We start from the raw sequence: 25,432 nt of genomic DNA, 5'->3' as shown, positions 1-25,432 counted from the left end.
CACAAAAAACTTTGCCGCAATGGCAAACGGCCTGGAGGTGGGGCCGGTCACAGGTCGGGGACCAGCACGCTCAGGCAGGTCACGCACGCCTCCAGCTTCTCGAACTCGGAGATGTCCACCGGCAGCACCCGCCACCCCTGCCCGGCCAGCTCGTGGACGGTGCCGTGCGCCGCCGCGCTGATCAGCACGTCCCGTCCGCCCAAAGGCAGCACGTGCGCCCCGGGCTCCTCCGCCGGACGGCGCACCGGCGGCAGCGCCGAGGCGTCCACCAGCTCCTCCAGCCCGATGAGGGTCCCGTCGCCCAGCGCCGTCACCGCCGACTTCAGGTGCAGGACCGCGCCCAGCGGCACCCGCCGCACCTCCCGGCCCAGCGGCTTGAGCAGCCGCTCCAGCTGCGCCGCGCCCGCCTCGTCGGTACGCCCGCCCAGGCCCACGTACACCGTGGCGCCCACCTGGAGCACGTCGCCGCCGTCCATCACCCCCGGCGGCTCGATCCGCGCCACCCGCAGCCCCAGCCGCCGCACCGCGGCCTCCACCCCGTCGACCTCCCCGCGCCGCTCCGGCGCCCCCGACCGGGTCAGCACCGCCAGGTCCCCGCACACCACCACCGAGTCCTCGACGAACACCGAGTCGGGGTGCTCGGGCGCCGCGTCCACCTCGAACACCCGCCACCCCGCCGAGGACAGCACCTCCTGGTAGATGGTGTACTGGCGGGCGGCCAGCACCGGATCGACCTCCACCCGCTCGATGTGGGTGACGATGCCCTGCGCCAGGCCCGGCCCGGGCCGGCGCATCAGGGCGACCCCGGGAGAGTGCGTGTTCACGTGTTCTACCTCCGGAAACGGGTGTGCTCCTCGCTGGAGCGCACAACCTATCGCCGCTGCCTACCCCGCCCCCGGATACGGCACGCGGGTCTTTCGGCTCGTTCGCGCCGCACCGCGCCCGGCGGGGCCGCACCGCCCACCGCGCGGACCGGGCCCCGACACGTGCCCGAACGCTTGGAGGGCACCGCACCGGCGGCATAGTGTGGTCGACCGCCCCGGAGGACCCCTGGAGGATGCGATGGACGTGATCGTGGTCGGCGGCGGCATCGTCGGCGCCAGCGCGGCGTTCCACCTGGCCGGCAAGGGCGTGTCCACCGCGCTGGTGGACTCCGCCCACACCGGGCAGGCCACCGCCGCCGGGCAGGGCGTCGTCTTCCCCTGGCCCTTCCCCTGGGAGGACCCCGGAATGCAGGCCTTCAAACGGGGCGCCGCCGCCCACCTGCCCGCGCTCATCGCCGAACTCGCCGACGACGGCCAGGCCACCGGGTACGAGCGCGTCGGCGGCATGTCCGTGGACCTGGAGGGCGACGACGCCGGGTACGACCTGGTCTCCACCCTGGCCGCCATGCCCGGGTACGAGGGCATGGGCCGGGTCGAGCGCCTGGCCCCGGGCGAGCCCCGCGAACGCTTCCCCCTGCTGGACGCCGCCTACCGCGGCGTGTACGTCGAGGGCATGGCCCGCGTCCACGGCAGGGTGCTGCGCGACGCCCTGTTCAACGCCGCCGAGGAACGCGGGCTGCACTACCGCAAGGGCGACGCCCACCTGCTGTGGAACGGCCACCGGGTCACCGGGGTGCGGGTGGGCGGCGAGGACCTGGAGGCGCCGGCGGTGATCGTGGCGGCCGGGGCCTGGACCGGGCGCCTGCTGTCGGTGGCCGGGGTGGAGCTGCCGGTGTTCCCGGTGCGCGGCCAGATGACCCACTTCGCGCTGCCCGGGACCGACACCCGCCCCTGGCCGGTGGTGCGCTTCGGCGAACACCAGAGCCACACCGTCGCGTTCGGCCCCGACCGCGTCGTCACCGGGGGCACCCGCGAGCCCGAGGCCGGGTTCGACCGCCGCGTCACCGCCAAGGGGCTGGCCGAGAACCTCACCTCGGCCCTGGAGCTGATGCCCGGCCTGGCCGACGCCACCGTGGTGGAGACCCGGGTGGGCTTTCGCCCCGGCACCCACGACGGGCTCCCGCTGCTGGGCCCCCTGGAGCGGCTGCCCGGGGTGATCGTGGCCACCGGCCTGGGCGGGGAGGGCCTGTCCCTGGGCGCCTACCAGGGCGCGGTCGCCGCCCGCCTGGCGACGGGCCGCGAACCGGGACAGGACCTGGCGGCCCTGCGCCCGGACCGGCCCACCGCCCCGGCCTGACCGCGCGGACCGCCGCCCGGGCGGCACCGGGCCGGCACTTGAGTAGGCGTACTCAGGCGCGCCGCCCGCGCCCCGGAGACCATGGGCCCATGAACCCGTTCGCCCCCACCCCCCGGTCCACCCCCCAGTTCTACCTCCAGTCCGTGGTCTCCTTCGCCGCCGCCTCCGTCGGCCTGGGCGTCGGAGTGGTCCTCCTGCCCGTCGACCTGTGGATGCGCGCCTTCCTCGGCATGGGCCTGCTCTACGTCATCACCGCGACCTTCACCCTGGCCAAGTGCGTGCGCGACCGCCAGGACGACCAGGCCGCCGCCGCTGCCGCCCGCCAGTACCAGGAGTGGAACGGCGCCGAGCAGGTCCCCCAGCCGCGCTGAGCCGCCGGTTCCGGGCGGGGACGGCGCCCGGAACCGGTGTCAGGCGTTGGGCGGGAGAGCGGTCCCGGCACCCCGGCGGCGCGGCCGCAGCAGGTCGTGGCGCTCGGCGGGCAGGGTCGGCTCTCCCGCCCCCTGCACCTCGAACCCGGCGTCGGCGATCATCTCCAGGTCCGCCCTGCCCGCCTGCCCCTCGCTGGTGAGGTAGTCGCCCAGGAACAGCGAGTTGACGATGTGCAGCGCCAGCGGCTGCAGGGTGCGCAGGTGGATCTCCCGCCCGCCCGCCAGACGCACCTCCACGTCCGGGAACACGAACCGGGCCGCGGCCAGGATGCGCAGGCACCGCTGCGGGGTCAGCTCCCAGGTGCCCTCCAGCGGGGTCCCCTCGAACGGCATGAGGAAGTTGACCGGCACCGAGTCCGGGCCCAGCTCCCGCAGCGCGTACAGGGCGTCCACCAGGTCGTCGTCGCCCTCGCGCATCCCCGCGATCAGCCCCGAGCACGGCGAGAGCCCCGCGTGCGCGGCCCGCTCCACCGTCTCGACCCGGTCGGCGAACCCGTGGGTGGTGCAGATGTCGGCGTACCGCTCCTCGGAGGTGTTGAGGTTGTGGTTGTAGGCGTCCACACCCGCCTCCCGCAGCCGCTCGGCCTGCCCCTGCGACAGCAGCCCCAGGCAGGCGCACACCTCCACCCCCGGGTGCTCCCTCTTGATGTCCTCGACGGTGGGGGCCAGCCGTTCCACGTCCCGGTCGGTGGGCCCGCGGCCGGACGCCACCAGGCACACCCGGGTGGCCCCGCCCCGCACCCCCTGCGCGACCGCCTCACGGGTCTGTTCGGGCCTGAGCCAGGTGTACTTGACGATCTCGGCCCGCGAGCCGAGCCGCTGGGAGCAGTAGGAGCAGTCCTCCGGGCACAGGCCGCTCTTCATGTTGACGAGGTAGTTCAGCTTGACCCGGCGGCCGAAGTAGCGCAGCCGCACCCGGAAGGCGGCGGCGACCACGTCCATCAGGTCGTCGTCGGAGGAGCCCAGGACGGCGCGCAGTTCGTCGCGGGAGGGGAGTTCCCGGCGCAGCGCCTTGTCGGCGAGGTTCTGGTAGGTCGTCACAGCACACGATCCTGAGGGCGCGGCCCCGGTCCGCGCACCCCCCGGACGCGCCAAAAACACCGGCCGACTCCTTGTAAGGGCGCACCCGTCCCCGCCCCGGACCCGGGGGCCGCGCAGACCCGCCCCGCCGCGCACAGGCCACGCCCCGCCCCCGAACGGGCCAAGCGTCGGCCATCGTTGCCCCGCCACCGGTAGCGCACCCGTGACGCATCGTGGGTAGGAGGACCACCCTGGAGAGAACGCCCACCGGAAGGAGCGAACGTGAGCACCGTCAACGGGGGAGCGGGGGCGGACGCCAACATCGTCCACGTGACCATGATCGCCGCCGCGGCGGCCATGGGCGGATTCCTGTTCGGCTACGACAGCGCCGTCATCAACGGCGCCGTCGACGCCATCCAGGCCAGGTTCGACGTCGACTCGGCGACCCTGGGATTCACCATCGCGTCGGCGCTGCTGGGCTGCGTGCTGGGCGCCGCCACCGCGGGGTCGCTGGCCGACCGGTTCGGACGCATCCGGGTCATGCAGGTCGCCGGCGTGCTCTTCGCGGCCAGCGCCATCGGGTCGGCCCTGCCCTTCGGCGTGTGGGACCTGACCGCCTGGCGCGTCCTGGGCGGCGTCGCCATCGGCATGGCCTCGGTCATCGCCCCCACCTACATCGCCGAGGTCTCGCCGGCCGCCTACCGCGGCCGCCTGGGCTCCCTGCAACAGCTCGCCATCGTGCTGGGCATCGCCTGCTCGCAGCTGGTCAACTACGGCATCGCCCAGATCGCCGACGGCAGCGCCCACAACACGATCGGCCCCCTCCAGGCCTGGCAGTGGATGCTGGGCGTGGAGGTCCTGCCCGCCCTGCTCTACCTGCTGCTGAGCCTGCTCATCCCCGAGTCCCCCCGCTACCTGGTCCGGGTGGGCCGGCTCGACAAGGCCCGCACCATCCTCGCCGAGGTGGAGGGCGGCGGCACCGAACGGGTCGAGCGCCGCATCGCCGAGATCCGCCGGGCACTGGGCTCGGAGGTGCGCCCCAGGCTGAGCGACCTGCGCGGCCCCTACCTGCTGCTGCCCGTGGTGTGGATCGGCATGGCCCTGTCGGCGTTCCAGCAGCTGGTCGGCATCAACGTCATCTTCTACTACTCCTCCTCGCTGTGGCAGTCGGTGGGCGTCGCCGAGTCCGACTCGCTGCTGCTGAGCCTGTTCACCTCCATCGTCAACATCGTCGGCACCGTCATCGCCATCTCGCTGGTGGACCGGATCGGCCGCAAACCCCTGCTGCTGGTGGGCTCGGCCGGCATGACCCTCGCCCTGGCCACCGCCTCCTACGCGTTCGGGCACGCGGTCGTGGAGGGGGACGCGGTGAGCCTGCCGTTCGCGTGGGCGGCCGTGGCGCTGGTGGCCGCCAGCGCGTTCGTCCTGTTCTTCGCCCTGTCCTGGGGTGTGGTCGTGTGGGTGCTGCTGGGCGAGATGTTCCCGCTGCGCATCCGCGCCGCGGCCATGGGCGTGGCCACCGCCACCCAGTGGCTCGCCAACTGGCTCATCACCGTCACCTTCCCCAGCATGCGCGACTGGACCCTGAGCGGCTCCTACCTCATCTACGCGGGGTTCGCCCTGCTCTCCCTGCTGTTCGTGTGGAGGTTCGTCAAGGAGACCAAGGGCAAGACCCTGGAGGAGATGACCGGCTGACACCCGGGGCCGCCCACCCCGCACGCCCGGGCCCGGACCAAGGCCCGGGCATGATCACCCCCGGGTTCGCCCCACCCCGGGGTGTCGCGCCCGCCGGCCCCGCACCCGCCCCGCCACCCTGACCGGGACCGGCGGCGCGCGCCGCCGCGGAAGGGAGCGGGTGTGACCGGGAAAGGCAGCGCGGGGGCGACCGAGGGCCTCGCGGAGGGCGGAGGCGACCTCGCCAAGGTGACCATGATCGCCGCCGCGGCGGCCATGGGCGGATTCCTGTTCGGCTACGACAGCGCCGTCATCAACGGCGCCGTCGACGCCATCCAGGCCAGATTCGACGTCGACTCGGCGACCCTGGGGTTCACGGTCGCCTCCGCCCTGCTCGGCTCGGCGGTGGGCGCGGCCGTCACCGGCTCGCTCGCCGACCGGTACGGGCGCATCCGCACCATGCGCATCGCCGGCGTGCTCTTCGCCGTCAGCGCCGTGGGCATGGCGCTGCCGTTCGCGATCTGGGACCTCATCCTGTGGCGGGTGCTCAGCGGCGTCGCCATCGGCATGGCCTCCGTCATCGCCCCCACCTACATCGCCGAGATCGCCCCCGCCGCCCACCGCGGCCGCCTGGGCTCCCTGCAACAGCTCGCCATCGTGCTGGGCATCGCCGTCTCCCAGCTCGCCGACTACCTCATCGCCCTGGCCGCCGGCGGCAGCGCCTCGAACATGCTCGGCCCCCTCCAGGCCTGGCAGTGGATGCTGGGCGCCGAACTGGTGCCCGCCGCCGTCTACCTGCTGCTCACCCTGGTCATCCCCGAATCGCCCCGCCACCTGGTGCGGGTCGGACTCGTGGACCAGGCCAAGGAGATCCTGGCCAAGGTCGAGGGCGGCGGCCCCGCCCGGCTGGACCGGCGCATCACCGAGATCAGGTCGGCCCTGGGCTCGGAGACGCGCCCCAGGCTGAGCGACCTGCGCGGCCGGCTCGGACTGCTGCCCATCGTCTGGATCGGCATGGCCCTGTCGGCGTTCCAGCAGCTCGTGGGCATCAACGTCATCTTCTACTACTCCTCCTCCCTGTGGCAGTCGGTGGGCGTGCCCGAGGGGGACTCGCTGCTGCTGAGCCTGTTCACCTCGATCATCAACATCGTCGGCACCGTCGTGGCCATCACCCTGGTCGACCGGGTGGGCCGCCGCCCCCTGCTCCTGGTGGGCTCGGCCGGCATGGCACTGGCCCTGGCGGTGGCCGCCTACGCGTTCGGGCACGCCACCGCCGTCGGCGAGGAGGTGACCCTGAGCTTCGGCTGGGGCGTGGTGGCCCTGACCGCCGCCAGCGCGTTCGTGCTGTTCTTCGCCCTGTCCTGGGGCGCCGTGGTGTGGGTGCTGCTGGGCGAGATGTTCCCGCTGCGCATCCGCGCCGCCGCGATGGGCGTGGCCACCGCCACCCAGTGGATCGCCAACTGGGCCGTCACCGTCACCTTCCCCAGCATGCGCGACTGGAGCCTGAGCGGCTCCTACCTCGTCTACACCGGCTTCGCGGTGCTGTCGCTGCTGTTCGTGTGGAGGTTCGTCAAGGAGACCAAGGGCAAGACCCTGGAGGAGATGACCGGCTGACCCGCCGACCCGCGCGGGCCCGCTCTGTTAGCGTCGAAGGCATGGACGAGCCGGAGCGGGCCTGGGAGTTCGCCACCGCCCCCGCCGGAACCGCCCCCGGGGTCGTGTCGATGGTCGGCTACCGGGCCCTGGCGGTCCCCGAGGCGGTCCACCTGGGCCTGCCCTCGGCGACCGTCACCTTCATCGTCTGCCTCGACGAGGGCGTGCGCGCCGCACCCGACGCCCGCTCCCTGGCCACGGCCCGACCCGCCCCCGTCCTCCTGGGCGGACTCCACCTGAGCGCCTCCCACGTGCGCCAGCAGCCCGGCCAGGCCGGGGTGCAGCTGGCCCTGCACCCCCTGGCCGTGCGCTCCCTGTTCGGGGTCCCCTGCGCCGACCTGGGCGTGGAGGACTACGACGGGCTCGCCCTGACCGGCCCGCGCGGCCGGGAACTGCACGAGCGCCTCACCGCCACCTCCACCTGGCAGGACGGGTTCGCGCTCATCGCGGACCACCTGCGCGACCGCTACCGCGACCGGCGCCCCCGCCCCGAACTCGCCCGCGCCTGGCGGCTGCTGGAGGAATCCGGCGGCCGGGCCCGCGTGGAGGACATCGCCCGGCAGGTGGGCCTGACCCCCCGCCACCTGGGCACCCTGTTCCACCGCGAGGTCGGCCGCCCGCCCAAGACCGTGGCCCGCCTCATGCGCTTCGACCACGCCCGCCGCCGCATCGCCGCGGGGATCCGCCGCAACGGGCACGCCGACCTGGCCGGCGCCGCCGCCGCGGCCGGCTACACCGACCAGGCCCACCTGAGCCGGGAGTTCGGCCGCTTCGCCGGACTGCCCCCGGCCGCCTGGGCCGCCCGGGAGTTCCGGAACGTACAAGACGCCGCCCCCGCCCCCGGGGGAGCCTGGGGGCATGAGCACACACGACACCACCACCGCGGCCCTGCGGCCGCGCGTATGGGCGACCCTGCAGGCGCGTGACGCCGCGGCGCTCATCGACTTCTACACCGGGGCCTTCGGATTCACCGCCACCGCCCGCCACGACGACGCCGACGGGCGGGTGGCCCACGCCGAACTCCTGTGGCCCGAGGGGGCCGGCGGGATCATGCTCGGCGACCACACCCCGGGCCGGGCGTGGTCGCGCGAGCCCGGCACCGCGGGCACCTACGTCGTCACCGCCGACCCCGACGCCCTGTACCGGCGGGCCGCCGGCCACGGCGCCGACATCGTCCGGCCGCTGGAGACCACCGACTACGGGGCCCGCGAGTTCACCGTCCGCGACCCCGAGGGCAACCTGTGGTCCTTCGGCGACTACCCCGGCGCATGACCGGGCGCGCCCCGCCGCGGGTGCGGCGGGGCGCACGGCGTCACTCCGCCGGCTCGCCCGCCAGCAGGGCGCGCACCCCCTCGGCGGTGGTCTCCACTAGCTCCCCGCCCACGAACAGCCACCGGGTGATCCCGATCGACTCCAGGAACGGCAGGTCGTGGCTGGCCACGACCAGCGCGCCCTCGTAGGCCTCCAGGGCCCCCGTCAGCTGCCGGACGCTGGACACGTCCAGGTTGTTGGTGGGCTCGTCCAGCATCAGCAGCTGCGGCGCCGGCGAGGCCAGCAGCAGGGCCGCCAGCGCCGCCCGGAACCGCTCACCGCCCGACAGGGTCCCCGCCACCTGCGCCGCGCGCGCCCCCCGGAACAGGAACCGGGCCAGCTGGGCGCGGATGCGCTGGTCCTCCACCCCCGGCGCCAGCCGCTCGACGTTCTCGGCCACCGTCAGGGCGTCGTCCAGCACGTCCAGCCGCTGGGGCAGGAACCGGGCCGGGACGAACACCCGCGCCGACCCCTCCCTCGGCTCCAGCTCCCCGAGCAGGGTGCGCAGCAGGGTGGTCTTGCCCGCCCCGTTGCGGCCCACCAGGGCGATCCGCTCGGGGCCGCGCACCCACAGGTCCGCGTTCGCCAGCGCCCCGTGCACCGGGGTCAGCCCCTCGGCCTTGAGCACCTCGCGCCCCGAGGGCACCGCCGTCTCGGGCAGCTCCACCTTGATCTCGGCGTCGCTGCGTACGGCCTCGGCGGCCTCCTCGCGGCGCTCGCGGGCCTCCTGCATCCGGTCCTCGTGCACCCCCTTGAGCTTGGCCGAGGACTCCTGCGACCAGCGCTTGAGGTTGCCGGCGGCGATCTTGGGGATGCCGCCCTGGGCCTGCACCCTGCGGTTCTGCTTCTGGCGGCGGGCCAGTTTGACCTGTGTCTCCTCCAGCTCCCTCTTCTGGCGCTTCATGTCGGCGTCGGCGGCCCGCAGGGCGCGCTCGGCCGCCTCCTGCTGCACCGCCAGCGCCTCCTGGTAGTCCGACCAGCCGCCCCCGTACCAGGTGACCGACCCCGTGCGCAGCTCGGCGATGCGGTCCACGCGCTCCAGCAGGTCGACGTCGTGGCTGACCACGATCAGCGTGCCGGTGCGCCAGGAGTCCACGGCGTCGTAGAGCCGCTTGCGGGCGAACAGGTCCAGGTTGTTGGTGGGCTCGTCCAGCAGCAGGACGTCGGGCCGCTCCAGCAGCAGGGCGGCCAGGCGCAGCAGGGTGGCCTCGCCGCCGGAGATCTCCCCGACGGTGCGGTCCAGATCGATGCCGTCCAGGCCGAGCCCGCCCAGGGTGGCCAGGGCGCGCTCCTCGACGTCCCAGTCGTCGCCGACCGCCTCGAAGTGCTCCTCGGACACGTCGCCGGACTCGATGGCGGCCAGCGCCGCCCGGGTGTCGGCGATGCCCAGGGCCTGGTCGACGCGCAGGCCGGTGTCCAGGGTGATGTTCTGCGGCAGGTAGGCCAGGCGGCCGCCGACGGTGACCGACCCCGAGGCCGGCCGTAGTTCGCGGGCCAGCAGCCGCAGCAGGGTGGACTTGCCCGAGCCGTTGGTGCCGACCAGACCGGTGCGGCCGCGGCCCACGGTCAGGGACAGGTCCTCGAAAACGGTCGTGCCGTCGGCCCAGGCGAAACCCAGGGCGGAGACGGCCACGGAGGCACCGGCGACAGTGGGTTGGGACATGGTTCTCTCGCAATACGGAAGCGAAGTGACAGGGGCTTCGTATGCGAGCACCACGCGGCCGGGGCCGACAGGAGAGGTGAGAGGGTCCCGTTGGGGGACGGCTCGTGCACCGAGGTTCCATCCACGCGGATCCGCCGACGGCCCGGGGCCGTGGCGAACGGCCGGTCGGGGCCGTGCCGCGTGATGATCGCGAACCTCAGATGCGCAACGTCCACCTCATTCGTAGACAACAGGACGGGGCACACCGTACACGACCCCTCCGTGTTTGTCACCCCCCCGTCCGCCACCGGATCCGGCGCCCGCCCCGGCCCCGCACGGGGCCGGGGCGGGCGCGCTCGGTACCGGAGTAAGCCCCGAAAGATGGGCCCGGCCCCGCACGGGGCCGGGGGAGCGGAGGAGCGGCCCGCCCGCCCCGGCCGTCCTGGGAGGGCACGCGGGTCCGGGGGCGCTCTCAGCTCGCCGTGCGGGACCCGCCGCAGAAGACCTCCGCGACGAGCCGCCGCTTCGCTTTCTCGAACGCCTGCGCCACGGCGGCGAAGTCGAGCTCGCCGTCCCCGACGGTCAGTGAGGCGGTGAGGGTCGTGCCCCCGTCGGGCGTGCTGTACATCAGCGCCGCCCAGCCGGCGAAGCCGCCGTTGTGGTGGAAGACCGTGCCTCCGCAGTCGGTGTCCTCCACGAACAGCCCCAGGCCGTAGCGGAAGTCGCCGCTCTCGGGGTGGGGCGTGCGCATCTCGGCCAGCAGCGGGGCCGGCAGGAGCCTGCCGCCCATGAGCGCGGAGATGAACGTGTGGAGGTCCTCGGTGGTGGAGATCATGTCGCCGGCGCTGGACGCCCAGGAGGGGTTCATGCGGGTGACGTCGGCCAGCTTCGACCGGCCCTCGTCCTCGTACCGGTAGTAGCCGTGGGCGTGCGGCTCGGGGATCTCCGGCGAGCCCTCCGGAGACACGGTGTTCGCCATCCCCAGCGGTTCCAGGACCAGCCGCCGCATCTCGGAGGCGAGCGGGCGGCCGGTGACCTCCTCGACCAGCAGCCCGGCCAGCACGTAGTTGGTGTTGGAGTAGCTCCAGCCCGTTCCCGGCTCGAACCGGGCCGGCTCGGACAACGCCAGCAGGACCAGCTCCTGCGGCCGGTAGGTGCGGGACAGGCCGTCCACGTACTCCCGGCCCTGCGCCGGGATCCCCGGCAGGAGGGTCCCGTCGGGTTCGAACTCGCCGGTGAAGTTGAACACCCCGCTGGTGTGCTGCAGCAGCATCCGCACCGTGATCCTCCCGTCCAGCCCGAACCCGGGCAGGGAGTCGGCCACCGGGTCGTCCAGCCCGATCACGCCCTCGGCCACCAGCCGCAGGACCACGGTCGCGACCAGGGTCTTGGTCACGCTGCCGACCCGGAAGTGCCCGTCGGTCGGCGGCTCACCGCTCTCGCCCAGCTTGCGCACCCCGGCGCTGCCGACCCACTCCCGGCCCCGGTCGTTCACCCGCAGCTGCACCCCCGCGAACCCGGAGCCGACGATCTCCTGGAGGGCCGCCCGCAGTTCCGGGCGGTCCTGCCCGCCCGCGGTCTCGTTGTTCCGGTCGGTGTTCTTCGTTTCGCTCATGCCTTGAGCGTCGACCTTGACCTCGGGGCAAGGTCAAGCCCCCATTTTCTGCGACATTCCGACGACCCGTGGCCGAGGGGCGGCGCGCCGGGCCGCGGGACCGTGCGCGCCCCTCGACCCGTGGCCGCGCGGGTTGACCCCGCCCCAGGGTCAGGGTGCACACTCACCATGTGACCACAGCGAACCCGCCCCGTTCGGGGAGATCTCCGGATCCGGCCCCCGGCACGGCGCCCCGCGAGAACACCCCGGCCGAGGCCGCGGGGGCGACGCCCGGCCGCGACCGCACGCTCGGACCGGACCGATGACGGGGGACCGGGCCGAGGGCGTCACGATCGGGCAGGCGGCGGCGTTCGCGGGTGTCACGGTCAAGACCGTGCGGCACTACCACCGGCTCGGCCTCCTCGCCGAACCGCGGCGTGACGGCTCGGGCTACCGCAGGTACGGCTCGGACGACCTGCTGCGGCTGGTCCAGGCCCGGACACTGGCCACCGCCGGCGTACCGCTGTCGGAGATCGCGTCCCTGCTCGACGCCGACCCGGAGCGGTTCGCCGACGCTCTCGCCGACGTCGAGCGGCGCCTGACCGACCGGATCACGGACCTGATCGCCCGGCGGGACGCCCTGTACCGGCTCGCCGACGACCGGGCCCTGCTGTCCGACCGCGCCCTCGCGGTCCTGGACCGGATGGCCGGACTCGGCTTCGGCCCCGACTACGTGGCCGGCCAACGCGAGGCCCTGGTGCTGTTCCGGGCGCTGGCCCCGGAGGGCCTGGACCACTTCCTGACCAACCTCGAACACCGGCTGGACGACCCCGGGTACGTCGACCTGATCAAGCGCAGCGTGGCGGCGGAGTCCTGGGAACCCGAGGACCCCCGGATCGAGGAGCTCGCCACGGCCATCGCCGCCAACCTGCTGGCCGACCGCGAACTGCTGGCGGTGCCGGCGGGCTTCAGGATCGGGCCCGACACCGCCACCCGGTACGGGATGATCGACCACCACCGCGAGGACCGGTCGCCGGCCTGGGCCCGGCTCAACGCACTGGTCGAGGCCGAGCTCCGCTCCGCGGGCGTTCCCATCCCGCACCACTGAGGCCCGGCCCACGGCCGGACCGCACCGCCGCCCCTGAACGGGGCGGGCTCACTCGAGGTCGATCTTGCGCTGCAGGTACTCCTCCCGGCCGATCTCCCCGCGCGCGTACCTCAGCCGCAGCTCCTCCTGGGCCCGGTCCACCGGTGGGCGCCGCGGCCCCGGGTCGGCCCTGCCCGCGCGCACCGAGGCCGAGACGGTGACCGCGAGATAGACGCCCAGCGCCACCAGCACCAGGACCGAGACCGTGACGAACAGACCGGTCACCGCGTACTCCCTTCAGCCGGGGGAAGTCCCCACCTCCTGTGTACCCGGGCCGCCCCGCCCGCACCAGGGGGTCCCGCGCCCCTGTGGACGACCGGACCCCGGAAGGCTCCCCGTATCCTGGAATGTCGCCATCCACAGGAGAAGGGGCGGGATGCGCGTTCTGCTCGTGGACAACCATGACTCGTACACCTACAACCTGTTCCAGCTGATCGCCGAGGTCGCCGGGGCCGAGCCCGCCGTGCTCACCAACGACGACCCCGCCTGGGACGGGTTCGACTTCGCGGACCTGGACGCCGTCGTCGTCTCGCCCGGCCCGGGCCGCCCCCAGCACCCCCGCGACCTGGGCCGCGTCCCCGAACTGCTGGCCGCCACACCCCTGCCGGTGCTGGGGGTGTGCCTGGGCCACCAGGCCATCGCCCACCTGGCCGGAGCCGACGTCCAGTCCGCCCCCCAGCCCCGGCACGGCCACCTCACCCGCGTCCGCCACACCGGCACCGGCCTGTTCGCGGGGATCCCCCAGGACTTCACCGCCGTGCGCTACCACTCGCTGGCCGTCCCCGAACCCCTGCCCGCCCCGGTGACGGCCACCGCCTGGGCCGAGGACGGCGTGGTCATGGCCCTGGAGCACCGCGACCTGCCCCGCTGGGGGGTGCAGTTCCACCCCGAGTCGATCGCGGGGGAGCACGGCGCCGCCCTCATCGGCAACTTCCTGGACCTGGCCCGCCCCCACCGCCCCGCCCCGGCACCGTCCGCGCGGCCCGCCCCTCCCGCCGCCCTCCCCGGGACCGCACCGCGCACCCGCACCCTGGAGGGAGCGGTGGACACCGAGGCCGCCTTCGCCCACCTGTACGGCGACGCCGAGTACGCGTTCTGGCTGGACAGCTCCCGCCCCCAGGGCCCGGCCCGCTTCTCGTTCCTGGGCGCGGCCACCGGCGAGGTCCTCACCTACCGGGTCGGCGGCCCCGTCCGCGTCCAACACCCCGACGGCACCGCCGTCACCGAGCCCGGCACCGTGTTCGACGCCCTGGAACGCCGGCAGCGGCCGCGCACCCCCGCCCCGCTGCCCTTCGAGTTCACCGGCGGGTACGTGGGCTACTTCGGCTACGAGCTCAAGGCCGACTGCGGCGCCCCCGCCGCCCACACCTCGCCCACCCCCGACGCGGTGTGGCTGCGCTGCGACCGGTTCATCGCCGTGGACCACCACACCGGCCGCACCCACCTGGTCTGCGCCGACGACGGACCCGACGGCGACGCCTGGCTGGCGGCCACCGCCGCCGCCCTGGCCGACCTCCCCCCGCTGGGCGCCCCGGCCCCGGCCGCCACCCCCGAAGACCCCGCCCACCTGCTGGAACGCCCCCGCGAGGGCTACCTCAACGACATCAAGGAGTGCCTGGCCCAGCTGGCGGCGGGGGAGAGCTACGAGATCTGCCTGACCAACCGCCTGCACACCCGCTACACCGGCACCGACCTGGACTTCTACCGCCGCCTGCGGGCCGCCTCCCCGGCGCCCTACGCCGCCCTGCTGCGCCTGGGCCCCACCAGCGTGCTCAGCGCCTCACCCGAGCGCTTCCTGCGGGTGACGGGCGAGGGCGAGGCCGAGAGCCGCCCCATCAAGGGCACCGCCCCCCGCCACCCCGACCCGGCCACCGACGCCCGCCTGGCCCGGGAGCTGCGCACCGGCGCCAAGACCCGCGCCGAGAACCTCATGATCGTCGACCTGCTCCGCAACGACCTGGGCCGGGTGTGCGAGGTCGGCACCGTCGGCGTGCCCGCGTTCATGTACACCGAGTCCTACGCCACCGTCCACCAGCTGGTGTCCACCGTCCGCGGGCGGCTGCGCGCCGACGTGTCGGCGGTGGGCGCCGTCCGCGCCTGCTTCCCCGGCGGGTCCATGACCGGCGCCCCCAAGCTGCGCACCATGGAGATCATCGACGCCCTGGAGGGGTCGGCGCGCGGCGTCTACTCCGGCGCCCTGGGCTACCTGTCGGACTCCGGCGCCGCGGACCTGAGCATCGCCATCCGCACCGCCGTCCGCCGGGGCGAGGAGCTGACCATCGGCGCGGGCGGCGCCATCATCCTGGACTCCGACCCTGAGGACGAGTACGCGGAGATGCTCCTCAAGGCCGCCGTCCCCCTGCACGGCCGCTGACCACCGCGAAATCGGCTTGCGGGGACGGGGCGGGTGCGGCCAGGGTGAATACCGTGAACACCGAGGTCCCGCCCCACCAGATCCGCGCCCGGTACACCGACACCACGGTGACCGTCTACCAGGCCTACTCCCCGCGCCTGGGGCTGCCCGCCGCCCGGGACGGCCGCTTCCCCGCCGACTGGAAGCGCGGCCGCATGACCTGGATCAAGCCCTCGTTCCTGTGGATGATGTACCGGTGCGGATGGGCCCGCAAGGAGGGCCAGGAGACCGTGCTGGCGGTGGAGATCACCCGCGAGGGCTTCGAGTGGGCGCTGCGCCACGCCTGCCTGTCCCACTACAAACCCGGGGTGCACGCCGACCGCGACGCCTGGCGGCGGGAGCTGGCCGCCGCCCCCGCCCGGGTGCAGTGGGACCCCGAACGCGACCTGCGCCTGCGCCCCCTGGAGCACCGCTCCCTCCAGCTGGGGCTGGCGGGCGAGGCCTCCACCCGCTACGCCGACGAATGGATCGTCTCCATCACCGACACCACCCCCACCGTCCACCGCGTCCACGACCTGGTCCGGCGGGGCGAGACGGAGGCGGCCGCCGCCCTGCTGCCCGACGAGCGCCCCTACCCCGAGCCCCCCGGCCTGCTGGACCGCCTGCGCCCCGGAGCCGCGGCATGACCATGACGGTGACCGTGCTGGGCACGGCCTCACCCGCCCCGCTGCCCGACCGGCCCTGCTCGGGGTACCTGCTGCGGGCGGGAGAGCGGTCGGTGTGGGTGGACGCCGGGTTCGGGACCCTGGCGGCCCTGCGCGCCCACGCCGACCCCGCCGCCCTGGACGCGGTGTGGATCTCCCACCTGCACGCCGACCACTGCGCCGACCTGGCCGCGGCGTTCTACGCGCTGCGCTACGGCGGCCTCGCCGCCGCGGGGCCGATCCCGGTCTACGCCCCCGCCGGGCTGGCGCGGCGGCTGGCGGGGTTCTTCGGCCGCCCCGACACCGCGTTCCTGGAGAACACGTTCTCCTTCCACGACCTGCACGACGGCCACCGGGTGCGCCTGGGCGACCTGGAACTGACCTCGCACGCGGTCGTGCACGACGTTCCGGCCTACGCGCTGCGCGCCCGACACGACGGGCGCACCCTGGCCTACAGCGGCGACAGCGCCCCCTGCCCGCAGCTGGCGGACGCCGCCCGCGGCGCCGACCTGTTCCTGTGCGAGGCCGACCACGACGCCCCGCCACCGGGGGAGGAGCGGGCGCACCTGACCCCGGAGGAGGCCGCCGCCGCGGCCGCCGAGGCCGGGGCGGCCCGCCTGGTCCTGACCCACACCGGCCCCTCCCTGACCCCCGAACGGGCCGCGGCCCGCGCCGGCGCCGCCCTGGGGCACCCGGTCGCCCACGCCCGCGAGGGCGAGACCCTGCGGGTGTGAGCCGCACAGAACTAGAACACGTTTCATAACGGTGTTAGGTTCCGTGCATGCGAGTCGACGAATACCTGCAACACGATGCCGTGGGCCTGGCCGACCTCATCGCCACCGGCCGGGCGAGCGCCCCCGAGGTGCTGGAGGCCGCGATCCGCCGCGCCGAACAGGTCGAACCCCGCCTCAACGCCCTCGTCCTGAAGATGTACGACGAGGCCCGCCGCCGGGCCGCCCACCCCCCGACAGGCCCCCTGTCCGGAGTGCCCTTCCTGCTCAAGGACCTCTTCCAGGACTACGCCGGATTCCCCACCTCCGCCGGCAACCGCGCCCTGCGCCACGTGCCCGCCACCGGCCACGCCGAGATCGTGCGCCGCTGGCTCGACGCCGGCCTGGTCCCCTTCGCCAAGACCAACGTGCCCGAATTCGGCGCCAAGGGCATCACCGAACCCCGCGAGTTCGGCCCCGCCCGCAACCCCTGGAACACCGCCCACACCCCCGGCGGCTCCTCCGGAGGCTCGGCCGCGGCCGTCGCCGCCGGCGTCGTACCCGCCGCGGGCGGCAACGACGGCGGCGGCTCCATCCGCATCCCCGCCGCCTGCTGCGGCCTGTTCGGCCTCAAACCCGGCCGGGGCCGGGTCCCCTTCGGCCCCGCCTGGGGCGAACCCATGCACGGCGCCTCCGTCAACGGCGTCCTGACCCGCACCGTCCGCGACAGCGCCCTGCTCCTGGACGTCATGGCCGGCCCCGAACCCACCTCGCCCTACCCCATCGCCCCGCCCGAACGCCCCTACACCGCCGAGACCGACCGCGACCCGGGAAGACTGCGCATCGGCTTCACCGACCGCTCACCCCTGGGCACCCGCGTCCACCACGAGGCCGTGCGCGCCGTACGCGACGCCGCCGCCCTGCTGGAGGACCTGGGCCACGACGTGACCGAGGCCGAACCCGCCATCGACGGCCGCGCCCTGACCGAGGACTTCCTCACCCTCTGGTACGGGTCCATGGCCGCCCTGGTCGACGGCATCAAGGCCGACACCGGCTGCACCGACGACGACTTCGAACCCGACACCCTCATCCTGGCCGCCATGGGCCGGACCCGCAGCGCGGGCGACTACGTACGCGGCCACGACCGCTGGAACGCCCACATCCTGGCACTGGCCGACTTCCACTCCCGCTACGACCTGCTGCTGACCCCCACCATCGCCGGCCCCCCGGTGACGATCGGACGCCTGGACCCGCCCGCCTGGCTGCGCGGCGCCGAACGCCTCCTGGTGCGCACCCGCACCGAATGGCTGGTGACCCGCACCGACCTGGTCACCACCGAGGTCATGAACAACCTGACCGCGACCCCGTTCACCCTCCTGGCCAACCTCACCGGCACCCCCGCCATGTCCGTGCCCCTGCACTGGACCGACACCGGACTGCCCCTGGGAGTGCAGTTCATCGCCCCGGCGGCGGGGGAGGGGCTCCTGCTGCGCCTGGCCGCCCAACTGGAACAGGCCCGCCCCTGGGCGCACCGCCGCCCCACCGGCGTCCCCTTCCCCGAACCCGCCACCGCCTGACCACCACACGGAACAAGGCGGGGCCGCCCCGACCAGAGGCGGCCCCACCATCAGACCTCCAGCACCAGCTTGCCGGTCACGTGCCCGGTATCGCCCAGCGCGTGCGCCCGGGCCGCCTCCGCGAGCGGGAACACCTCCTGCACGTGCGCCCGCAGCAGACCGCGCTCCACCAGGTCCGCCACCGCCGCCATCCCCGCGTGATCGGCCTCCACCAGCAGGCCCGCCACCCGCACCCCCAACTCCCGCGCCCGGGCCCGGTGCCCGGCGGTCACCGCCAGGATCGACACCGCGATCCCGCCCGGCCGCAACACCCCCAGCGACCGGTCCAGCACCTCACCGGCGAACGGGTCCAGCACCACGTCCACATCCCGCACCACCTCGGCGAAGTCCACCTCCCGGTAGTCCACCGCCTCGTCGGCACCCCACTCCTTGAGCAGCCCGTGCTTGGCCGCACTGGCGGTACCGATCACGTACGCCCCGCGGGCCTTGGCGATCTGCACCGCCACGTGCCCCACCCCGCCCGCGGCGGCGTGCACCAGCACCCGCTGCCCGGGCCGCACGTCCGCGGTGTCCACCAGGGCCTGCCAGGCGGTCAGCGCCACCAGCGGCAGCGCCCCGGCCTGGACGTGGTCGATCCCGGCCGGCTTGCGCACGAACGCCCGGGCCGGCCCCACCGCGTACTCGGCGTGCGAGCCGACCCCGTACGGGTACGGCAGCATCCCGAACACCTCGTCGCCCGGCTCGAACAGGGTCACCCCGTACCCGACCGCCTCCACCACACCGGCCACGTCCCAGCCCAGCACCAGCGGGAGCCGGTCCAGGAACCCGGCGTTCGCCCGGTGCTTCCAGTCGGTGGGGTTGACCCCGGCGGCGCGCACCCGCACCAGGATCTGACTCGGCCCGGGCACCGGCCGCGGCAGGCGCACCTCCCGCAGCACCTCGGGGCCGCCGTAGGCGTCCTGGGAGACCGCCCGCATCATCGCGTCATCGCTCGTGTGACTCATGGGGACCAGCCTGCTCCGCAGCCGGGGGACGAACAATGGCATGATCGCCATCTTTCGATACGATCATGCCATGAGCGCCGAACCCCGACCCCACCTCGTCGCCGTCCTGGCCCTGGACGGCGTCTACCCCTTCGAACTGGGCATCCCCGCCCGGGTGTTCGGCTCCGCCGACGGGCGCTACCTGGTGCGCACCTGCGCCCTGGAAGGCCCCACCGTCCCCACCAACGCCGACTTCTCCATCACCGTCGACCACGGCCCCGAACTCCTGGCCCGGGCCGACACTGTCGTCATCCCCCCGTTCGACACCGGACGCATCACCCGCGAACCCCCGCCCGCACTGCTGGCAGCCCTGACCGGACTGCGCCCGGGCACCCGCCTGGTGTCCATCTGCACCGCCGCCTTCGCCCTGGCCGCCGCCGGCCTGCTGGACGAACGCCCGGCCACCACCCACTGGGCGCTCACCGACATCTTCCGCACCTGGTACCCCCACGTGGACCTGGACCCGGACGTGCTGTTCGTCGACGACGGCGACCTGCTCACCTCCGCCGGCGCCGCCTCCGGAGTGGACATCTGCCTGCACCTGGTCCGCCGCGACCACGGCAGCGAGGTCGCCAACCACGTCGCCCGCATGTGCGTCGTCCCGCCCTGGCGCGACGGCGGCCAGGCCCAGTACATCGAGCACCCGGTGCCCGACCCCGACCGCACCGGCACCGCCGCCACCCGCCAGTGGGCCCTGGAACACCTGGACGAACCCCTCTCCCTCGCCGACCTGGCCGCCCACGCCCGGATGAGCCTGCGCACCTTCGTACGCCGCTTCACCGACGAGGTCGGCACCAGCCCGGGCCGCTGGCTCACCGCCCAGCGCGTCGAACGCGCCCGCCACCTGCTCGAGACCACCGACCTGGCCGTGGAGGAGGTCGCCTCCCGGGTCGGGTTCGCCACCGGCGCCTCCCTGCGCCAGCACCTGCGCGCCGCCCTGGGCGTCTCCCCGGCCGCCTACCGGCGCACCTTCCGCCGCGCCGTCCCCACCGGCTGACCCAACCGGCGCGCGACAGCGCCTAGAACGCGTCCCAGGAGCCCCGCACCCGCTCGTACACCGCGCGCACCCCCGGCTCCCGCACCTGCGGGAGCCGGGCCAGCACATCCAGGAACACCCCCCGGTCCGGACGGAACCGCCGGTGGGGCAGCACCCCCACCGACACCTCATCGAGCAGCGCCGGCTCCGGCGCCCGCCCCCACTCGACGGCCGACGCCGCCCCGCCCGGCAGCACCAGGTGCGCCCAGGCGCCCGCGGCGAGCGGCACCACGGGCACATCCCCACCGGGCCGCCACACCTCGCCCGTCTGCGGATGCACCGGCACCACCAGCACATCCGCGTCCGGCACACCGAGCCCCGGACCCGCCGGCGCCGTCCGCAACCCCCGGTCCCCGGCCGGGAGCAGCGCCTCGCACGCGGCCGAGAACAGCACCGCCGCCACCCCCTCGCACACCACACCCGCCCCCGCTCCCGCCACCACAAGATGCGCCAGCGCCGCCCCCACGGCGGCCTCCCACACACCCTCCAGAGCCGAGGCCCTCGGCCACGCCCCCGACCCGGGCTCCGGCGCCGCCCCGCCCGGAGGCTCCTCCCACCGGGCATCCGCCAGCGCCCGCGCCCACCCCGAAGGCACGACCCCGGAACCCACCGCCCGCACCGCGCCCGCCTCCAGGCGCACCGACTGCCACAGCGAACAGTCGTCGATCCGGGCGCCCACCGCCCGCCCACACCCGGCGCACGCCAGGTTCGGCCCCGCAGACCCGTCCAAGCCGCAGCAGTAACCGGCGCACCACTCCGTCACCAGCACCGTCCCGCGGACGTCACCCGGGGCCAGCACCACCGCACCCGCGGCCCCCAGGGGCACCGAGTACACCGGGGCGAAAACACCGTGGGCCGCCGCCTCCGCCTCGTCCACCGCCTCCCACGGCAGCCACGGCGGACCCGACCGCCGGGGGTCCATCGCATACGTCCCCGAACGCATCAACACCGGCATCAGCACACCGTTGCCCCACTTCTGGTGCGCGTGGTCGGGCAGCGCCACCCGCTCCACCGGCGCGCTCAGCACCGTCCCGCATCCCGCGCACACGAATTCCACCACCGGCGACCTCCACCCGAGCGGGCCCGGCAGGGGAGTGGCCACACCCCGGGCACCGGACCGACACGGCCGATCCTGCCAGTACCGGGCACCCTCCAATGGCAGGGGCGAACCAAGTACGCCGGCAAGGGGCGATGACCCCGCCACACCGCCCAGCACCGCACCCCCGGGATGCGGGGCTTTTCGTGTCTCCAAGGCCGGATCGCCGCCCGCGCACCCGGTGTCCGGGGGTGCTAGTCGTTCCTCATGTAGATATCGAAGCTCAGATTGATACCGGCCATGAAAAGCGCTGCCAGGAAAACCCACGGGGTTATCGCGAACACCCCGTCGACCCCGTCGAGCACCAACCCCACCAGAGCGCCCAGGCAGGTGATCGCGATCGTGCCCCACGCCCAGAACATGAACGTCCGCCGTAGCTCCCGTCGACGCATCACACGGTCCAAGGCGTCGATCTCCGCGCCGACGATGCGCTGGGGCCGGCCCGGCGGAGGAGAGCGCATCGGCGGCCGCGGATTCGACCCGCTGGGCCCGGTCCCGCCGCCCCCCGAGCCGGAGCCGGACAAGCCCGGCACCGAGCGCCGCGCCCCGCGCACCACGAAGCCCTGCGCTCCGGAACTTCCGAGGTGCGGGGCTTGTCGCGTGTTCCGGGGCCCGGCCCGGGGCGGGTGTCACAGGTGCGGCGTGACCAGCTCGACCACCTTGCCCTTGGAGGCGGGCCCGATCCAGGTGGCGAAGATCTGCCCGTCCTTGAAGACGTGCAGGGTGGGGGTCGCCGTGATGCCGTACTCGGAGGCCGTCTGGGAGCTCTGGTCGACGTCGGCCCGGGCAACGGTCACCCGGTCCGCGAACTCGTGGGCGACCTCGCCCAGGACCGGGTCCAGCGTCCTGCACACGCCGCTCCACTCGGCCCGGAAGACAGCCAGAACAGGCCCCTGTGCTTTGACGACCTTCGCCTCGAAGTCCGTGTCGGTGACGTCCAGGACGGTGTCGGCCATGGTGGCGCTCCTTCGTGACCGCAGGGTTGGGATGACGATGCCCATCGTCTCCGCCCCGCGGCCTGTGCGGCGGTGGCGCGAGGCGGGCGCCCGCTCCCTGTGGCGGTCGACAGCGGGCGCCGGATGCGCCTGGTCGCCGAACCCTGGCAACCCCCTGCGGCCGCCCCACCAGGTGGGGCGGCCGCAGCCGATGTCGGCCTCTGCCAGATCCCATCCCTCAAAAAAAAATTCAGCCCCGTGTCGATCCGGGCCCGCCCCGTTCGACAAGAGAGTGAGAGTCAAGAGTCATACGAAGACACTGTGGAGCGAAATGCGCAAGCTGATCGAATCGACGTTCATCACCACCGACGGCGTGCTCTCTTCCCCCGAGAAGTGGGGAGCGCCGTACTGGGACGAGGAGCACTCCTCCTACGCCGCCGAACTGCTGGGCGAAGCGGACGCGCTCCTGCTGGGGCGCCAGACCTACGAGGGGTTCGCGGCGACGTGGCCGCACAGGGACGGGGACGACTACAGCAAGCGCATCAACGCCCTGCCCAAGTACGTGGCCTCCCGGACACTGATCGGGACCGAGACCGCCTGGAACGCCACGGTCATCAAGGGCGACGTCGCCGAGGAGGTCGCCCGGATCAAGAAGGAGCCCGGCAAGAACCTCCTGAAGTTCGGCACCGGAGAGCTGGACCGCACCCTGATCGAGCACGGCCTCGTGGACGAGTTCCACCTGTGGATGTTCCCCGTGATCGCGGGCCGCGGGCAGCGGCTGCTGGACGGCCTGGACATCACGCACCTGGAGCGGCTCCGGACCAGGGAGTTCGCCAACGGCATCACGGTGATGGTCTTCGGCCCCAAGTAGCCGGACCACGACCGCCCTGAAGCCCCGGACTCCCGGAGTCCGGGGCTTTTCGCGTTCCCCGGCCACATTCGGCCGTGGCCCCACCCGGCCACCGGAACCTGCCCACCGCCGGCGCGGGGTAGGCCGCCCCGGGCGGCGGGGCCGGCCGAACGGAACGCACCCGCCCTACGACGCGACACCCCGCACCGGCACGGGGGAGCGGCCCCCGGCGGTCTCGGAGCGGTGGGAGTGGCCGACCTCGGCGCCGAGCCCGAAGTAGTGCCGGAAGCTGTACACCAGCGGCCGCCAGCGCTCCGGATCGACATGGTCGGTCCCGGGCACCACCACATCCTCCCGGGCATGCACTCGCACCACCTCGGCCTCCACCACCACATGGGCACCGGAACCGTCCGGCCGCACCTCGCGCACCACCGCCTCCAACTGCAACGGGCACTCCACCACACGCGGGGGACCGACCAGCTCCGACTCCTGGGCCGTCAGGCCCGCCGCGCCGAACTTGTCCGCCTCGAACCGGCAGCCCGGCGGCTTCCCCTCGGGAACCGGGTACCGCCCCGTCAGCGGCGCCAGCCGCTCCACCCGCTCCCACAGGTCGGCAGAGGGCAGGTTCACCACCAGCCCGGCACCTTCCCCCAGGTTGCGCGCCGTCTGCCCGGTGGCCCCCAGCCCCAGCACCACCGTCATCCCCAGCGCCCAGACCGACGAGACGGGCGCCAGATTGGGCGTCCCGTCACCGTTGAGCGTCGAGAGCAGGGCCACCGGGGTCCCGAAGTAGAGGATGCGGGGTTCGATACGCAGATGTCCGTCGGAAGTCATGGTCGAAAACCTAGGCACGACTCGTTTCGCCGGCCGACGAAGTGTCCCCGCTCCGGGAGGCCCCCGCGCGACGCGGCGCCGCGCAGGGGCCCTCTCGGTGCGCCGTCCCCGGTTCCCCCCGGACCGGGGCCGCGGCGCGGCCACGCACGTCACCCCCGATCGGCGCGCGGCCGGCACTCGCGCTCGACACGCCCCGGGACTGCGGAACCCGTACGGGACGGAGCTGCGAGTGCACCAACCCACTACCCGAACGCCCACCCGCAAACGCCATCTCGGAGTGACGCACATCACCGAACACAAGTTCAACGGCAGGCCGGGGGAGAGGACCCCCTGCTCAGGCGTGCGGACCCACCGTGACGGCACCGAACGTCAACCGCGGCATCGCCTCCAGAATCTCGCCGATCCGCTCCACCCGCTCCGCGACGGCCTCGCGCCGGGCCGCCGAGAGCGGCACCAGCGCCTCCACCGTCACGTCCAGCCGGCGCCCCGAACGCCGCTGGTGCCACACGCCCGCGGCCACCCCGTCCAGGTACAGCACCGGAAAGTTGCCCGCCTGGCCCGCCGCCAGCGCACGTTGCCCGACCGCACCGGGAAAGACCACGTCACGGGGGTGCGACCCCACCGTGTAGGCGTCGAAATAGGGGAGGAGCAGCACCTCCGGCACCGGCCCCGGAGCCTCCCCGACGTCCCCGGCCACCCGGTAGGCGACCGTCCCCTCCACCTCCACGGGCTCGATCCGCCCCTCCAACGACGCGAACAGCGCGCTCGCCCACCGCCGGGGAGCCGACATCCACTGCGCGAAGTGCTGCGGCGTCGCCGGACCGTACGCCCGCAGATAGGACAGCACCACGTGCTCCAGCGCCGCCCCGGCCTCCGCGGGCGCGAAGTCCGGCAGCCAACGGCGCGGGCTCGTGTAGGTCACCCTGCGCCCGCGCGTCGGACCGAAGCACAGCACACCCCGGTTGGCCAGGGTCTGCGTGGCCGCCCGCCAGCGCGGCCACCTGTCCTGGAAGGCCTCCATGACCCGGTCCGCCGCCCAGGGGCCCGCGTGTTCGGCCAGCGCGTCGGTGAGCTCGTCGACGGTCAGCTCCCGGTCCGAGAGGACCTCGGTGACGGCGAGCTCCAGCTCCCGGACCTGCTCCGGTGCGAGCAGGCCGTTGTGGGCGCCCTTGCCTCCCCGGGCGCGTTCGGCCGCCTCCAGCGCCGCGGACCACAGGGGGAGTTCCCGGGCGGGCAGCAGGTGCACGGTCCCGCGCGGCCCGAAGGTCTTGACGAGCTCGTGGGTGTCCCACAGCGCGGACCGCACGTGGGTGCGGTCCGCGCCCTTGAGACGCAGTCCCACGGACAGCTCGGCCGCCGACATCACTTGGGCGTGGGCCCCGGACATCGCCGAGACGACGTCGGCGGCGCTGTCGCCGGGGGCGGCAAGCCCGTGCCGCCACAGGCGTCGCGCGGTCATGTCCTGCCAAGTGGTGGGGGTGCCCATCGTGCTCCTCGGGGGTGGCTCCGTGTCCGTGGCTCCACCCTAGAAAGAGTGGAGGTCAGGTTCTGTCCTCGAGGTGAGAGCCGGGAAACCCTGTGGGGAGGGCGCTCCCACCGTTTACTTGACATAATGTGCATTATCGGCGGTGTGTACGGGAA

24 protein-coding genes are annotated in these 25,432 nt (G+C 74.0%); 13 read left to right on the top strand and 11 right to left on the bottom strand.

Annotated elements, in window-relative coordinates; translation table 11 throughout:
• Window positions 1-47 precede the first annotated feature (47 nt).
• Window positions 48-794 (bottom strand): dimethylargininase, encoded by a 747-nt coding sequence (gene ddaH, locus KGD84_RS15555; protein ID WP_220565775.1) that lies wholly within the window; start codon window positions 792-794, stop codon window positions 48-50.
• Window positions 795-1,062: 268 nt separating this feature from the next.
• On the opposite strand from ddaH, the gene KGD84_RS15550 reads away from it, so the two are divergent.
• Together KGD84_RS15550 and KGD84_RS15545 are read left to right on the top strand one after the other, a co-directional pair.
• On the top strand, window positions 1,063-2,181 hold the full coding sequence (locus KGD84_RS15550) for an NAD(P)/FAD-dependent oxidoreductase (protein ID WP_220561088.1): 1,119 nt from the start codon (window positions 1,063-1,065) through the stop codon (window positions 2,179-2,181).
• Between the two features lie 89 nt (window positions 2,182-2,270).
• Window positions 2,271-2,552, top strand: a complete 282-nt coding sequence (locus KGD84_RS15545; RefSeq protein WP_220561085.1) for a YiaA/YiaB family inner membrane protein — start codon at window positions 2,271-2,273, stop codon at window positions 2,550-2,552.
• A 39-nt stretch (window positions 2,553-2,591) separates the two neighbouring features.
• On the opposite strand, the gene bioB is transcribed toward KGD84_RS15545, so the two are convergent.
• A complete protein-coding gene (bioB, locus tag KGD84_RS15540; RefSeq protein ID WP_220561083.1) occupies window positions 2,592-3,653 on the bottom strand; it encodes a biotin synthase BioB in 1,062 nt (353 codons plus the stop codon).
• 315 nt (window positions 3,654-3,968) lie between these two features.
• Here bioB and KGD84_RS15535 point away from each other — a divergent pair, with 315 nt between their 5' ends.
• The 4 genes from KGD84_RS15535 to KGD84_RS15520 all read left to right on the top strand — a co-directional run bounded on the left by KGD84_RS15535 (window position 3,969) and on the right by KGD84_RS15520 (window position 8,231).
• The gene (locus KGD84_RS15535) at window positions 3,969-5,327 is read left to right on the top strand and encodes a sugar porter family MFS transporter (RefSeq protein WP_255647243.1); all 1,359 of its coding nucleotides are present in this window, start codon (window positions 3,969-3,971) and stop codon (window positions 5,325-5,327) included.
• 162 nt (window positions 5,328-5,489) lie between these two features.
• A complete protein-coding gene (locus tag KGD84_RS15530) occupies window positions 5,490-6,920 on the top strand; it encodes a sugar porter family MFS transporter (RefSeq protein ID WP_220561079.1) in 1,431 nt (476 codons plus the stop codon).
• 41 nt (window positions 6,921-6,961) lie between these two features.
• Window positions 6,962-7,885 carry a helix-turn-helix domain-containing protein gene (locus KGD84_RS15525; protein WP_255646576.1) on the top strand — a complete coding sequence of 308 codons (924 nt, stop codon included), beginning with the start codon at window positions 6,962-6,964 and terminating at the stop codon, window positions 7,883-7,885.
• Complete coding sequence (locus KGD84_RS15520; RefSeq protein ID WP_220561076.1) at window positions 7,818-8,231, top strand: VOC family protein; 414 nt, start codon at window positions 7,818-7,820, stop codon at window positions 8,229-8,231. Before KGD84_RS15525 ends, KGD84_RS15520 begins: the two co-directional genes overlap by 68 nt.
• A 40-nt stretch (window positions 8,232-8,271) precedes the next feature.
• On the opposite strand, the gene KGD84_RS15515 is transcribed toward KGD84_RS15520, so the two are convergent.
• Window positions 8,272-9,933 carry an ABC-F family ATP-binding cassette domain-containing protein gene (locus tag KGD84_RS15515; protein ID WP_220561074.1) on the bottom strand — a complete coding sequence of 554 codons (1,662 nt, stop codon included), beginning with the start codon at window positions 9,931-9,933 and terminating at the stop codon, window positions 8,272-8,274.
• Between the two features lie 451 nt (window positions 9,934-10,384).
• The gene (locus KGD84_RS15510; RefSeq protein WP_220561072.1) at window positions 10,385-11,527 is read right to left on the bottom strand and encodes a serine hydrolase domain-containing protein; all 1,143 of its coding nucleotides are present in this window, start codon (window positions 11,525-11,527) and stop codon (window positions 10,385-10,387) included.
• A gap of 301 nt (window positions 11,528-11,828) precedes the next feature.
• On the opposite strand from KGD84_RS15510, the gene KGD84_RS15505 reads away from it, so the two are divergent.
• Window positions 11,829-12,614: a MerR family transcriptional regulator gene (locus KGD84_RS15505; protein WP_220561070.1), complete on the top strand. Its 786-nt coding sequence runs from the start codon at window positions 11,829-11,831 to the stop codon at window positions 12,612-12,614.
• 48 nt (window positions 12,615-12,662) lie between these two features.
• On the opposite strand, the gene KGD84_RS15500 is transcribed toward KGD84_RS15505, so the two are convergent.
• Complete coding sequence (locus tag KGD84_RS15500) at window positions 12,663-12,878, bottom strand: SHOCT domain-containing protein (RefSeq protein WP_220561068.1); 216 nt, start codon at window positions 12,876-12,878, stop codon at window positions 12,663-12,665.
• Between the two features lie 151 nt (window positions 12,879-13,029).
• Here KGD84_RS15500 and pabB point away from each other — a divergent pair, with 151 nt between their 5' ends.
• Genes pabB through KGD84_RS15480 form a run of 4 tightly spaced genes read left to right on the top strand, consistent with a single transcriptional unit; the run spans window position 13,030 to window position 17,997 of the window.
• Complete coding sequence (pabB, locus tag KGD84_RS15495) at window positions 13,030-15,027, top strand: aminodeoxychorismate synthase component I (RefSeq protein ID WP_220561066.1); 1,998 nt, start codon at window positions 13,030-13,032, stop codon at window positions 15,025-15,027.
• Between the two features lie 53 nt (window positions 15,028-15,080).
• Entirely contained in the window at window positions 15,081-15,692 is a 612-nt protein-coding gene (locus KGD84_RS15490) for a DUF4291 domain-containing protein (RefSeq protein WP_220561064.1), read from the top strand.
• Entirely contained in the window at window positions 15,689-16,444 is a 756-nt protein-coding gene (locus KGD84_RS15485) for an MBL fold metallo-hydrolase (RefSeq protein ID WP_255646575.1), read from the top strand. The genes KGD84_RS15490 and KGD84_RS15485 overlap by 4 nt, the downstream gene beginning before the upstream one ends.
• Before the next feature lie 47 nt (window positions 16,445-16,491).
• Window positions 16,492-17,997 (top strand): amidase, encoded by a 1,506-nt coding sequence (locus KGD84_RS15480; RefSeq protein WP_220561062.1) that lies wholly within the window; start codon window positions 16,492-16,494, stop codon window positions 17,995-17,997.
• Between the two features lie 50 nt (window positions 17,998-18,047).
• On the opposite strand, the gene KGD84_RS15475 is transcribed toward KGD84_RS15480, so the two are convergent.
• Window positions 18,048-19,001, bottom strand: a complete 954-nt coding sequence (locus KGD84_RS15475; protein ID WP_255646574.1) for an NADP-dependent oxidoreductase — start codon at window positions 18,999-19,001, stop codon at window positions 18,048-18,050.
• Window positions 19,002-19,071: 70 nt separating this feature from the next.
• Between KGD84_RS15475 and KGD84_RS15470 the strand changes: the two genes are divergently transcribed.
• Window positions 19,072-20,037 carry a GlxA family transcriptional regulator gene (locus tag KGD84_RS15470; protein ID WP_220561060.1) on the top strand — a complete coding sequence of 322 codons (966 nt, stop codon included), beginning with the start codon at window positions 19,072-19,074 and terminating at the stop codon, window positions 20,035-20,037.
• Between the two features lie 22 nt (window positions 20,038-20,059).
• Here KGD84_RS15470 and KGD84_RS15465 read toward each other — a convergent pair whose 3' ends face one another.
• The 3 genes from KGD84_RS15465 to KGD84_RS15455 form a co-directional block, all read right to left on the bottom strand.
• On the bottom strand, window positions 20,060-21,136 hold the full coding sequence (locus tag KGD84_RS15465; protein ID WP_255646573.1) for a hypothetical protein: 1,077 nt from the start codon (window positions 21,134-21,136) through the stop codon (window positions 20,060-20,062).
• A 230-nt stretch (window positions 21,137-21,366) separates the two neighbouring features.
• Window positions 21,367-21,633 (bottom strand): hypothetical protein, encoded by a 267-nt coding sequence (locus KGD84_RS15460; protein ID WP_220561058.1) that lies wholly within the window; start codon window positions 21,631-21,633, stop codon window positions 21,367-21,369.
• Between the two features lie 168 nt (window positions 21,634-21,801).
• Window positions 21,802-22,128 carry a thioredoxin family protein gene (locus KGD84_RS15455; RefSeq protein ID WP_220561056.1) on the bottom strand — a complete coding sequence of 109 codons (327 nt, stop codon included), beginning with the start codon at window positions 22,126-22,128 and terminating at the stop codon, window positions 21,802-21,804.
• A 310-nt stretch (window positions 22,129-22,438) separates the two neighbouring features.
• On the opposite strand from KGD84_RS15455, the gene KGD84_RS15450 reads away from it, so the two are divergent.
• Complete coding sequence (locus KGD84_RS15450) at window positions 22,439-22,978, top strand: dihydrofolate reductase family protein (protein ID WP_220561053.1); 540 nt, start codon at window positions 22,439-22,441, stop codon at window positions 22,976-22,978.
• A gap of 165 nt (window positions 22,979-23,143) precedes the next feature.
• Here the strand turns inward: KGD84_RS15450 and KGD84_RS15445 are convergent, their stop codons facing one another.
• Both KGD84_RS15445 and KGD84_RS15440 read right to left on the bottom strand, forming a co-directional pair.
• Complete coding sequence (locus tag KGD84_RS15445) at window positions 23,144-23,791, bottom strand: flavin reductase family protein (protein ID WP_220561051.1); 648 nt, start codon at window positions 23,789-23,791, stop codon at window positions 23,144-23,146.
• A 334-nt stretch (window positions 23,792-24,125) separates the two neighbouring features.
• Window positions 24,126-25,277 (bottom strand): winged helix DNA-binding domain-containing protein, encoded by a 1,152-nt coding sequence (locus KGD84_RS15440; RefSeq protein WP_220561049.1) that lies wholly within the window; start codon window positions 25,275-25,277, stop codon window positions 24,126-24,128.
• Window positions 25,278-25,432: the final 155 nt, after the last annotated feature.

It is taken from the genome of Nocardiopsis changdeensis (genome assembly GCF_018316655.1).
Taxonomy (GTDB): Bacteria; Actinomycetota; Actinomycetes; order Streptosporangiales; family Streptosporangiaceae; genus Nocardiopsis; species Nocardiopsis changdeensis.
Note: the sequence above shows the minus strand (reverse complement) of the source record. Positions and strands in the feature narration are given on the sequence as shown.